Source organism: Limnobacter sp. UBA3528 (assembly GCF_002377005.1).
GTDB lineage: Bacteria > Pseudomonadota > Gammaproteobacteria > Burkholderiales > Burkholderiaceae_B > Limnobacter.
Window position 1 is genome coordinate 36,837 of record NZ_DFOZ01000026.1, and the last position, 11,548, is coordinate 48,384.

General features: G+C 53.9%; 11 protein-coding genes and 1 pseudogene. 4 read left to right on the forward strand and 8 right to left on the reverse strand.

What is annotated here, in order from left to right; translation table 11 throughout:
• Window positions 1-14: 14 nt before the first annotated feature.
• The 5 genes and pseudogenes from nadB to thiS all read right to left on the reverse strand — a co-directional run bounded on the left by nadB (window position 15) and on the right by thiS (window position 5,557).
• On the reverse strand, window positions 15-1,616 hold the full coding sequence (gene nadB / locus B4N58_RS07510; protein ID WP_008249721.1) for an L-aspartate oxidase: 1,602 nt from the start codon (window positions 1,614-1,616) through the stop codon (window positions 15-17).
• A 105-nt stretch (window positions 1,617-1,721) separates the two neighbouring features.
• A pseudogene (locus B4N58_RS07520) lies at window positions 1,722-3,721 on the reverse strand (putative bifunctional diguanylate cyclase/phosphodiesterase).
• Between the two features lie 87 nt (window positions 3,722-3,808).
• Entirely contained in the window at window positions 3,809-4,513 is a 705-nt protein-coding gene (gene trmB / locus B4N58_RS07525) for a tRNA (guanosine(46)-N7)-methyltransferase TrmB (RefSeq protein WP_291747642.1), read from the reverse strand.
• Window positions 4,510-5,325: a thiazole synthase gene (locus B4N58_RS07530; RefSeq protein ID WP_291747645.1), complete on the reverse strand. Its 816-nt coding sequence runs from the start codon at window positions 5,323-5,325 to the stop codon at window positions 4,510-4,512. Before B4N58_RS07530 ends, trmB begins: the two co-directional genes overlap by 4 nt.
• A 31-nt stretch (window positions 5,326-5,356) precedes the next feature.
• Window positions 5,357-5,557: a sulfur carrier protein ThiS gene (gene thiS, locus B4N58_RS07535; RefSeq protein WP_198006816.1), complete on the reverse strand. Its 201-nt coding sequence runs from the start codon at window positions 5,555-5,557 to the stop codon at window positions 5,357-5,359.
• Between the two features lie 144 nt (window positions 5,558-5,701).
• On the opposite strand from thiS, the gene arsS reads away from it, so the two are divergent.
• Window positions 5,702-6,658, forward strand: a complete 957-nt coding sequence (gene arsS / locus B4N58_RS07540; RefSeq protein ID WP_291740017.1) for an arsenosugar biosynthesis radical SAM (seleno)protein ArsS — start codon at window positions 5,702-5,704, stop codon at window positions 6,656-6,658.
• Here the strand turns inward: arsS and B4N58_RS07545 are convergent.
• Window positions 6,622-7,989, reverse strand: a complete 1,368-nt coding sequence (locus tag B4N58_RS07545) for a hypothetical protein (protein WP_291747648.1) — start codon at window positions 7,987-7,989, stop codon at window positions 6,622-6,624. The genes arsS and B4N58_RS07545 overlap by 37 nt on opposite strands.
• A 21-nt stretch (window positions 7,990-8,010) precedes the next feature.
• Window positions 8,011-8,175 (reverse strand): rubredoxin, encoded by a 165-nt coding sequence (locus tag B4N58_RS07550; protein ID WP_008249735.1) that lies wholly within the window; start codon window positions 8,173-8,175, stop codon window positions 8,011-8,013.
• Window positions 8,176-8,268: 93 nt separating this feature from the next.
• On the opposite strand from B4N58_RS07550, the gene thiD reads away from it, so the two are divergent.
• The 3 genes from thiD to hemL are packed head-to-tail and all read left to right on the forward strand — an operon-like array spanning window position 8,269 to window position 11,092.
• The gene (thiD, locus tag B4N58_RS07555; protein ID WP_291747650.1) at window positions 8,269-9,102 is read left to right on the forward strand and encodes a bifunctional hydroxymethylpyrimidine kinase/phosphomethylpyrimidine kinase; all 834 of its coding nucleotides are present in this window, start codon (window positions 8,269-8,271) and stop codon (window positions 9,100-9,102) included.
• The gene (gene thiE / locus B4N58_RS07560) at window positions 9,092-9,781 is read left to right on the forward strand and encodes a thiamine phosphate synthase (RefSeq protein ID WP_291747653.1); all 690 of its coding nucleotides are present in this window, start codon (window positions 9,092-9,094) and stop codon (window positions 9,779-9,781) included. Before thiD ends, thiE begins: the two co-directional genes overlap by 11 nt.
• 15 nt (window positions 9,782-9,796) lie before the next feature.
• Window positions 9,797-11,092 (forward strand): glutamate-1-semialdehyde 2,1-aminomutase, encoded by a 1,296-nt coding sequence (gene hemL, locus B4N58_RS07565; RefSeq protein WP_291747656.1) that lies wholly within the window; start codon window positions 9,797-9,799, stop codon window positions 11,090-11,092.
• 3 nt (window positions 11,093-11,095) lie between these two features.
• Here the strand turns inward: hemL and B4N58_RS07570 are convergent, their stop codons facing one another.
• A complete protein-coding gene (locus B4N58_RS07570; RefSeq protein ID WP_291747659.1) occupies window positions 11,096-11,422 on the reverse strand; it encodes a type II toxin-antitoxin system HicB family antitoxin in 327 nt (108 codons plus the stop codon).
• Window positions 11,423-11,548 lie beyond the last annotated feature (126 nt).

The following is an 11,548-nucleotide window of genomic DNA, read 5'->3' on the forward strand; positions in this document are numbered from 1 at the left end:
ATAAACACCCGCGTTCACTTCTTCTTCGGTCGTTGCAATACCGTCGGAAATGCTTTGGGCAGGGTGCCCGGGTAGTCTGCACTGAAATGCAGACCACGGCTTTCCTTGCGGCTCAGCGCACTGGTCACGATCAGATCGGCCACATCCACCAGGTTACGCAATTCCAGTAAATCCCGGCTTACGCGGAAGTTGCTGTAAAACTCCAGAATTTCCTCACGAAGCAATTGAATGCGGTGTTGCGCGCGCTCCAGGCGCTTGTCGGTTCGTACAATTCCCACGTAGTTCCACATGGTCTGCCGCAGTTCGGCCCAATTGTGTGAAATCACCACTTCTTCGTCTGGGTCGGTCACGCGGCTTTCGTCCCAGTCGGGTAGCCCCATGGTTTCGCGGTGGGGTTTGGTCAGAATGTGGTTGGCAGCTGCTTGCCCCAGTACCACGCATTCCAGCAGGCTGTTGCTGGCCAGGCGGTTGGCGCCGTGCAGGCCGGTGTAGGCGGTTTCACCCACAGCATACAGGCCGGGAATGTCGGTTCGGGCGTTGTGGTCAGTAACTACGCCACCGCAAGTGTAATGCGCCGCTGGCACCACTGGAATACCTTGTTTGGTGATGTCGATACCCAGCTCAAGGCAGCGTTTGTAAATGGTCGGGAAGTGTTTTTTCAGCTTTTCAGCTGGTTCGTGGCTGATGTCGAGGTACACGCAATCCAGGCCACGCTTTTTCATTTCAAAGTCGATCGCGCGCGCCACCACATCTCGCGGGGCCAGCTCGGCCCGTTCGTCGTGTTCGGGCATGAAGCGTGTGCCATCTGGCAGTTTCAGCAAGCCACCTTCGCCGCGCACTGCTTCCGTGATCAGGAAGCTTTTGGCATAAGGGTGGTACAGGCAGGTGGGGTGGAACTGGATGAATTCCATATTGGAAATTCGACAGCCTGCGCGCCAGGCCATGGCGATGCCGTCGCCCGTGGCCGTGTCGGGGTTGGTGGTGTAGTTGTACACTTTGCCCGCGCCGCCACAGGCCAGCACAATGTACGGGCAGGTGAGGGTGAGCACGCGTTGCGACTGTTCGTCCAGAATATACGCGCCCAAAATACCAGCCTTTTTCTCGCTCAGCCGGTCGCCGGTGATCAGGTCGATCACCATGTGATGTTCAAACAGTTGAATGTTCGGGTGGTTGCGCGCCTTGGCTTCTAGTGTGGTTTGCACTGCGTCGCCTGTGGCGTCTGCCACATGCAGAATTCGCCTGCGGCTGTGGCCACCTTCCCGGGTCAGGTGAAAGCCGTTGGGTTCGGTGTTGCTGGGGCCTTCTTCGTCTTCGCGAGAAAAAGGTACCCCTTGCTCTACCAGCCAGTCGATGGATTTCGATGCATTTTCCAGAATGAATTGCACTGCATCGCGCTCGCACAGGCCGCCACCCGCTACCAGGGTGTCTTGTACATGTTCGGCCACGCTGTCGGCAGGGTCGCGCACAGCGGCAATGCCACCTTGGGCCCAACGGCTTGCCGAGTCGGAAACCGAGCGTTTGCAAATAATGGCCACTTTAAGCTTGTCTGCCAGTTGCAGGGCGGTGGTGAGTCCAGCCAAACCACTGCCAATAATGGCGACATCAAACTGTTTCATTTTCACGGTGATGCTTTGAATGTGTGAATTGTCATGCTCACATCATATCGAAGCATAGGGTGCCCGGGTCAAATACGACCAATTTTGATGTGCTATTTCCTTGGTTTACAGATGTTGAACCAGCTGGTCGTGGTTGCCAACCAGATGTTTCAGTTTGAATTCGTCAAATGGCATGGGCTTGGACAGCCAGAAGCCCTGGACGTAGTCGGCTCCCAGCTTTTTGACCAGGTCGAATTCTGCCTGTGTTTCCACCCCTTCTGTGGTCACCAGCAAGCCCATGATGTGACCCATTTCAATGGTGGATTCAAGAATGATCTGTCCATCTGTGTCCAGGTCTGCGCCTTGCACCAGCGATCTGTCGATTTTCAATTCGGTCACTGGAAAGCGTTTCAGGTGGGCCAGTGAAGAGTAGCCTGTGCCAAAGTCATCCACCGCGATCTGAAAATGCATCGCGGCCAGTTGGTTCAGTATGTCCAACGCTTGCTCTGGGTCTCGCATTGCGGCGCTTTCAGTGATTTCCAGCACTATGTGGCGCGATGCATCGGGTTGCAGACGATGTAGGTGTTGCATGAAATCAATCAGGCTGGAGTCTTCGAGATCCATGGCGGACAGGTTGACCGACAGCCTGATGTTTTGATTGGCGCACAGGTTGACGATGGCGTAGGTTTGTTTAAGAACCAAGCGTGTAAGTCGCGGATCATGCCGGTTTGCTCGGCGAGTTCCATGAAGGCGCCTGGTGCAATCAAGCCGTGAACAGGGTGATTCCAGCGCAAAAGTACTTCCGCCTGGTTAATGCTGTTGGTACGCAGGTTTAATTTGGGTTGAAAAAACAGGCAAAACTCTTCGTCGGTAATTGCTTGGCGCAATTGGGCAATCAGTTCAAGCCGGTTGGCAGAACGCTGTTCAAGCCGCGCTTCAAAAACAATGCTGGTTTGGCGTGTTTTCTTGGCCAGCTGCCGGGCAATTTCCGCTCTGCGCATGAGTGTTTCCGGGCATTGGCCGTGCTCGGGATAGTGAGCAAGGCCTGCATGGCTCTGAATGTCAAGTTGGTAATCCTGTACTCGCAGTGAACCATGCAACATGCGTTTCAGGGTGTGCTTCTTTAGCATGCTTTCCAGCAGGTCGCGTGGTAAAAGCATGCAGAAAATATTGCCTTCAAGCCTTGCAATCACCAGGTTTTCCTGACAAATACGACTGGCCTTGCGTGCCACTTTGATCAACACCTTGTCGGCGACATCATGTCCCAGCACTTCATTGATATTGTCCAGGTTGTCGATTCCCCAGATCACGATGCTTAGCGGTTCGCGGGCACTTTGTGTGCGTTCTCGCAAGGCAAGGGTTAAATAGGCGCGATTGTCCAACCCGGTCAATTGATCCTTGTAGGCTGTGCGCCGAATGACTTTGTCGCGTTCTTGCAGGCTCCTCGCCATGTGGTTGAAGGTAAATGCCAGCTGGTTGATTTCGCCAATCGAACTCTCAGGAAGTCGCCAATCATAATTTCCCTCGGCCATCAGTTGTGCGCTGGTGGTAATTTCTCCCAAGGGTTGAGTGATCGATTGACTGATCCAGCGGCTGCACAGGGTGCTAATAACCAGTACCAAAGCGGCAAGGCCAAGAATGTCTTCAACTTGCATGCTGAGCAGTGAGGCATTCGGAATGTGAGTGGCCCACAAGGTGATGGTTTGAGATGTTTGCTCTGGGCTTAGTGTGGTTTCCATTGCATGCAGGCGAATGCCGTTGCCGCATTTGAATCGCTGAATCTGTGATCCCAAAGGGGCTTGTGAATGTTCGCAGGCTTTGGGCCAGTGCAATGTTTCTTTTGCACCTTCCAGATCGCCAGAGTGGTAATACACCGGGGTCATGGCCAGCGTGTGGTCGTGCCCCGATGCGTCGTTGTGGTCAATGGCCTGTGCTTTGGCGGTCAGCAGTTGGTCAATGCGTTCGGCATGTTGCGCACTGAACTGATTGTTCAAAATGGCATAAATGCAAAGCGACAGTGCCACCAAGGCTGTGATGCAAACCAGCAACGTGCGTGAGTTAAGCGAGATAACGGCGCTATTGGCGATCAGCGCACGCAACAGCCCGTTTTTTTTCGATGAAAGCATGCCGTATGGAATTTGCGAGGTTGAGCCTGATTAAAGCAAATTCAGGCTCTGCAAGGCATACCGCAAGAGGGGAGGTCTGTTTGTGGTTCAGCGTACCCGGTACAAGAGGTCCCAAACACCATGACCCAACTTAATGCCACGGTTTTCGAATTTGGTCAGAGGCCGGTCGTTGGGGCGGGGTGCGAAAGGCGTTGAAGCCATGTTTTGCCAGTTGGGTGCCACACTGAGTACATCGTGCATGTGGTGGGCATAGTTTTCCCAATCGGTGGCGCAGTGAAGCACGCCGCCCGGCTTCATTTTCTTTGCCAGCTTGGCCACAAATTCTGGCTGAATAAGCCTGCGCTTGTGGTGGCGCGCCTTGCGCCATGGGTCGGGGAAGTACAACAGTACTTTGTCCAGGCTGGCATCGGGAATCATGTCGCGAAGTACATCCACCACGTCGTGGGAAATGATGCGAATATTTTCAATGTTTTCTTCTTCAATCAACTTGATCAGCGAACCCACGCCAGCGGTGTAAATTTCAACACCCAGGTAATTCACATTCGGGTGGGCTTTGGCAATTTTAGCGGTGGTTTCACCCATGCCAAAACCAATTTCAAGCCAGTTGGCTTGGCCGGTGGTACCCCATTGTGCGTCGAAATCAATTTGCATCTGGGCATTGTAGGCAATGCCCCACTTGGGCATGCCTTCTTCTACGGCACGTTCTTGGGCGCGTGAAATATGTCCCCGACGTTTCACAAAACTTTTGATGTGTTGGTCGCGAAACGGATTGTCGGGGGTTTGGTCTGTCATTTTGAACTGGAGGAAATAACGCCTTCCATGGGGGAAGAGGGACTGGCCGTGTAAAACTTTTTCGGCATTCTACCTGCAAGAAAGGCCTCGCGACCGGCCTGCGTGGCCAAACGCATGGCACGGGCCATTTGAACCGGGTTCTGTGCCTTGGCAATGGCGGTGTTCATTAGCACGCCAGCGCAACCCAGTTCCATGGCGATGGCGGCATCGGAGGCGGTGCCCACGCCTGCATCCACGATGACCGGCACTTGCGCTTTTTCCAGAATCAGGTTGATGTTCCATGGGTTCAAAATGCCCATGCCTGAACCAATCAGCGAGGCCAAAGGCATGATGGCCAAACAACCCGCATCCTCTAGCTTGCGGGCGTAAATGGGGTCGTCGGAACAATACACCATCACGTCGAAACCATCGGCCACCAGTTCTTTGGCGGCAATCAGTGTTTCTTCCATGTCAGGGTACAGGTTGGTGGGGTCGCCCAGCACCTCGAGTTTGCACAGATTATGGCCATCCAGCAGTTCACGACCCAGGCGCAAGGTGCGTACTGCATCTTTGGCGGTATAGCAACCAGCCGAGTTGGGCAGGTAGGTGAATTTGCTGGGCGGAATGTAATCGAGAAGGCTGGCCTCACCTGCATTTTGGCCGATGTTGGTGCGGCGGATGGCCACTGTCACAATTTCAGCACCACTTTCAGTGATGGCCTCGCGGGTTTCATCGAGGCTGGCGTATTTGCCAGTGCCCACCAGCAAGCGGCTGGTGAATTCACGGCCACCTACTTTCCAGGTGTCGTTGTGCTTTTCAGTTGAGGTGTTCATGCGGGTACTGCTCCTGATTGGTACTGATTGTTTAGCCACCACCCACGGCAACCACAATTTCAAGGCTGGCCCCGGCGTTCAGTGGCGTGGTGGCGTGCTGGCTTTTGGGCACAATTTCACCGTTCAGTTCGACAGCGATGCGCTTGCCGGTGAGTTTGAGGCTTTCCACAAGGTGCGCCACAGTGCTGTTCTCGGGCATTTCACGATTTTCACCGTTGACTGTAACTTGAATCATGGCTTGAGCGAATGAGCTTGTGTAAGTTTGTTACTATCGATTAACGCGATAATCAAACCGGATCAATCTTGCTTGCAAGCCTTGATTCTCTCATTATCTGAAAACGAAATAACCGCGCGGCGCACAGAAACCGGAGCCTACATGCACTCAGTAGTTCATTTGTTGAAAAGTACCACCTTCCCCAGCGTGAAGCGCTTGAACCTGGAAACCATTCAGGTGAATCTGGGTTACCTGTGTAATCAAAGCTGTACCCACTGCCATGTGAATGCAGGCCCCAATCGCACCGAGCTGATGCAAGACGAGCAAATTGACCAGTTGATTGCGCTGATGAATCAGGGTTGGGTGAAAAAACTTGATTTGACCGGTGGTGCTCCGGAGATGAACCCGCGCTTCAAGCGCCTGGTGGTGGCTGCGCGCAAAGCAGGTGTGCATGTGATTGACCGGTGCAACCTGACCATTTTGAGTGAGCCAGGCTATGAGGATTTGGCTGAATTTCTCGCTGAAAATGAAGTTGAAATTTTTGCATCCTTGCCTTGCTACCTTGAAGACAATGTGGACAAGCAACGCGGCAAGGGTGTGTTCGATGCCAGCATTGCAGGCCTGCAAAAACTGAATGCACTGGGTTATGGTGACAAGCTGCGTTTGACCTTGGTGTTTAACCCGCAAGGACCTTCATTGCCACCCCCGCAAGAGGCACTGGAAGCCGATTACAAGGCCGTGTTGTTCGAGAAGTTTGGCATTCGCTTCACCGGCCTGGTGACAATCACCAACATGCCGATTGCCCGTTTTGGCAGTACCTTGATCAGCAAGGGCACGTTCGAGACCTATATGAACACGCTGAAAGGTGCTTATCGGGAAAGTAACCTGGCGGCGGTGATGTGCCGCAGCCTGGTGTCGATTGACTACGAAGGCACGCTGTACGATTGCGACTTCAACCAGCAACTGGGTTGGCCTGTGCGCGATTCACAGGGCAGGGCGCTGACGTTGGCTGATTTGACGCAGACCGCGCTTGATTCCATCGAAGTGGTGGTGGGTGACCATTGCTATGGCTGTACAGCGGGTCAGGGCAGCAGCTGTGGTGGTGCCTTGGCTGCTTGATTGTTTGGCGAGGCCAGTGCTGTGTGCTGGCCTTGTTCCATGAGGCGTTTGGCCAGGCGAAGGGCGCTTTCTGATTCTTGCGATGCAGATTCGGCCACCTGTTCAACCTGGCTCAGCAGGTTAGACCACGCGGTTTGATTCACAGCCATGTACTCGGCCAGCTTGTTTGATTCATGCTGCCCGGCATTTATTTTTTGGCTGGCCAACACCAAACCCTCAATCGATTCTTTCAGGGCCTGTTGGCTTTGCTCGACCAGTTGCTGCAATTGCCGGCTGTTTTCGGGTTCGGTCAGGGTCAATTCCATTTGTGAGGAATCCAGCCGGCCCAGCAGCTGGCGGCTGACCTCGCCGGCTTTCCGCAAGCCCTGCGCAGCGCTTCGAATGTCAGCGCGCAAACCTTCAAGTTGGGTTTGCATGATTTCCATGTGGTTTTCGGCTTTGGCGTTGCGTTGCTCGCTGTTCAAGGTTGATTTCACCACTTGGGTGCCTTGGGTAGACAGCTGGTGAAATGATTTTGCAAACTGCAACACCGCCCGCCCGCTCTGGTTCAGTTCTTCAAGTTGTTGCCCAATTTGCATCAGCGTGCCGCGATGCTCCAGTTGCTGATTGCTGTTCAACGCTTTCAGCACACCTTCAAGGGCCGCGTGGGCTCCCTCCCGTTTCTGGTCGTTTTCTTGTTGGCTATGCAATGCGCGGCTCAACATTTGTACGCGACGACCCAGGGCAAGTGTTTTTCGATGGGTGTTCCATTGAACGCCCAGGGCAAAGCCAATCGAAGCCAGCAAGGTCGCAAGGCCGAATACCAAGACAAGGTAACCGTTGGTGGCTTGGGCAATGTGTGCTTTGAGTTGGGCCAGTTTCGGCAGTGTGTCCAGCCTAAGCTGTGTCTCCAGCTGGCGCTGGGTTTCCAGATCTGAATTGATGCCGGCCACGGGGCGCGACAGTGCTTCAATGCTTTGAGTCAGCAACACTTGCAGGGTTTGGCTGTGCAGGGCACCGAACCACTGAATTCCCTTGTTTTGCTGGCTGACCTCTTGGCCCAAACCCAGCAGGGCCTTCAGGCCCTGAGGTTGAACGGTTTCACTGCCTGGGCCATTGAGGGCCAGCAATTCTTGTTGAATGCGACCTTCAACCAAATTGATTTGGGCCAGCTGTGTATTGCGAATGTTGTCCGATTGGCTTTTGGCGAACAGGCCTACCGTCAACAAAACCATGGCTGCGATCAGCAAACCTGCTGAAAACTGCCCTAGCTGCCGAACAAACTTGGGCCTGACCGGCGTTGGGGCGTGGTCTTCAAACGCTTTGGCGGGGTCGGCTTGTGGTTCGGTCATTGATCCATTGGTTTTCGGAGTTTAGATTTGAGTCATCTCGAAATCTTCTTTGCGGGCGCCACATTCCGGGCAAACCCAGTTTGGTGGAACATCTTCCCATTTGGTGCCAGGGGCAATGCCTTCGTCGGGCACGCCAGCCGCTTCATCGTATACCCAACCGCAAATCAAACAAATCCAAGTATTCATTCTGAGCTACTTCCAGAAAAAAAATTGCAACGGGTGGATAATACTGAGTTTGGCAGCCGACTACAAAGGTTGTCGGTCTTTTTTGGGTTTTGAATGACACTGACTGTACCCTTGGTGCTGACCTTTTCAGCATCAGATCCCACTGCTGGCGCGGGTTTGCAAGCCGATGCCTTGACTGTTTCCGCACTTGGCGCACATCCCCTGACCATTCTGACCGGGCTGACAGCCCAGAACACGGCGGGAGTGGCGCGCTTCGAGGCGTGTACCCCCGACTGGATAGATGATCAACTCACTGCCTTGCTGGACGATGGCATTTCGCCCAGTGCCATTAAAACCGGGGTGTTGGGCAGCACGGCGGCTGTGGCAGCGGTGCTGAAAGCAAAAAGCCTGTGGCCTTCGGTGCCGTTGGTAGTAGATCCCGTGCGGGCTTCTGGCCGGGGCGATGCCTTTGGCGGACAAGGGCTGTTCGACTGCTACAGAAACCAGCTGTTCCCTGCGGTCGATTTGCTGACCCCGAACTGGCCCGAGGCACAGGAATTTACCGGAGCACAAACGGTGGATGAAGCCGGTGAGCGCCTTTTGAAAATGGGATGTAAGGCTGTGTTGTTGAAAGGCGAGCACCTGGAGTCCGGCGATATTGTGAATCGTTTGTATAGGCCTGGTCAGCAGGTTGTTGAATTTCCTTGTGAACGCCTGCCAGGTCAATATCATGGCTCGGGCTGTACCTTGGCCAGTGCCTGTGCCGTTGGGCTTGGTCAGGGTTTGAGCGTTCAAGACGCTGTAGAGCTGGCACTGGAATACACTTGGCAAGCCCTCAGTTGTGGTTTTGTGGTGGGCAAAGGCCAGTTGATTCCCGATCGCATGCACTTGATGCAACATTTGGAAGACGATGGCTATGACAGTGATGAGAACACGATTGAAGAATGAACTGGACACTCGACTGAGCACGCGACTGATCAAGGGCGTTTACGCCATCACGCCCGAGCGCTCGGCCCTGTGGACTCCTGACGCAATCGTTGATTGTGTGGCGGCGGCGCTGGATGGAGGGGTACGTTTGTTTCAGTGCCGGCAGAAAAATTGGCAGCAAGCGGAGTTGATCGAATTGGTCGGGCAGCTTGATGCCCTGTGCGAGAAGTACGATGCAGCCTTGATTTTGAACGATGTGCCCTCTGAGGAGTTCGCGAAGTTTGAGGGTGGTGCGGTGGCTGGCGTGCATTTGGGTAAAACCGATGAGGCCATTCTGAAGGCGCGAAGCAGCCTGGGAAGTAAATGGGTGGTGGGTGCTTCTTGTTACAATCAGTTTGAAATGGCCGAACAGGCCGTGCGTGAAGGTGCCAGTTACGTGGCTTTCGGAGCCATGTACCCAAGCGCCACCAAACCCAATGCAGTGCGCGCTGAACTCGATTTGTTTGGCAAGGCTCGCAGTCTGGGTGTGCCGGTTGTGGCCATTGGTGGAATTACGATTGAGCGGGTACCCGAATTGATGAAAGCTGGCGCACATGCCGTGGCTGTGGTCAATGGTTTGTTTGGAATGGAACCCAATGCTGAGCAGGTTTGTAGTGTGGCACAGCAGTGGGTTGAGGCAGTCAATGGATGCTATCAATAATTTGGAGTTTCAAGAATGAGTAGTCAGGAAGTGAGCCAAAACGAAGTGCTGTTTGAACGTGCTCAGAAAACAATTCCCGGTGGTGTGAATTCGCCTGTGCGTGCATTCCGTTCGGTGGGCGGTACACCCCGTTTCTTCAAGCGTGCCAATGGTCCCTATGTGTGGGATGCCGATGACAAACGCTACATTGATTACATTGGCTCTTGGGGCCCTGCCGTGTTGGGTCATGCGCACCCTGAAGTAATCAAGGCAGTGCAGGAGGCGGCGGTGGGTGGTTTGAGTTTCGGTGCGCCCACCGAGGGTGAAATCGTGATGGCCGAAACACTGTGCGACATGTTGCCTTCACTGGAACAGGTTCGCTTGGTGAGTTCTGGCACTGAGGCCACCATGAGCGCCATTCGTTTGGCACGTGGCTTCACCGGCCGCGACACCATTGTGAAATTTGAAGGTTGTTACCACGGCCATGCAGATAGCCTGCTGGTGAAGGCGGGTTCCGGTTTGCTGACCTTCGGCAACCCAACCTCGGCCGGTGTGCCAGAAGATTTCGCCAAGCACACCCGCGTGCTGGACTACAACAATGTTGAGCAACTGCACGAATTGTTCAAAGCCAGTGGCAGCAGCATTGCCTGCGTAATTGTTGAGCCTGTTGCCGGCAACATGAACCTCATCAAACCCACCCGCGAGTTTTTGAATACCTTGCGTGAGTTGTGCACCCGGCATGGTGCGGTGTTGATTTTCGATGAAGTGATGACGGGTTTCCGTGTTGGCCCGCAAGGCGTGCAAGGCGTGTATGGCATTACGCCAGACTTGACTACGCTTGGAAAAATCATTGGCGGTGGCATGCCCATGGGCGCGTTTGGGGGCCGTAAAGACATTATGGCTTGTATTGCACCATTGGGGTCTGTCTATCAGGCGGGCACCTTGAGCGGCAACCCGGTGGCCGTGGCGGCAGGCTTGACCACGATGTGTTTGTTGAAGCAAGACGGTTTTTACGAGAAGCTGGAAACCCAAACCCGCAAGTTGGTGGAAGCCTTTAACCAGGTTGCGTACGCCCACGGTGAAACCTTTTGTGCAGACAGCATTGGCGGGATGTTCGGTATTTATTTCAGCGAGAAAGTACCCAGCAGTTTTGCCGAGGTCAGTGCATCAAACCGCGACCGGTTCAACAAGTTTTTCCACGCCATGCTGGATGCAGGCGTATACCTTGCACCTTCAGCTTACGAAGCCGGTTTTGTCTCGGTAACCCATGATGACGCCGTGATTGACGCCACCAAGGCGGCAATCGACAAGGCGTTCGCGGCGATCAAGTGAAGTTTAGTGCAGACGTGAAGAGATCAGCCGATTCAGGCTGACTCCCTCTTCAGCGGCTTGAATTGCGAGGTTTCTATGGGTTTCCGGTGGAATCCTCACCATGAATTTGCCGCTGAACTTTTTAATGGACAGTGGTTCCGGTATTGGTTCTTTGGTACGTTCCATATCGATTACACATTCCCGTACCAGTGCTCGAATGCCTGTCAAAGCCTTTTCGGGTGACTTATCAAGCCAGCTTAAACTTTGGAATTCCGCACAAAGGCCCACGTATTCCTGATCTTCCTCGGACCAAGTGACCCTGTATGTATATCGATCAGTAAACTTAGTCATTGCGCACTCCTAGCTTTTCAATGGCTGCCAACACCTGCTTGACTTGATAGGTCTTCGCTTTTCCGTTGATATTCTGGATATTCACTCTGGGGTCTCCAGGCCACGGTGTCTTGTAAACCCGATGGC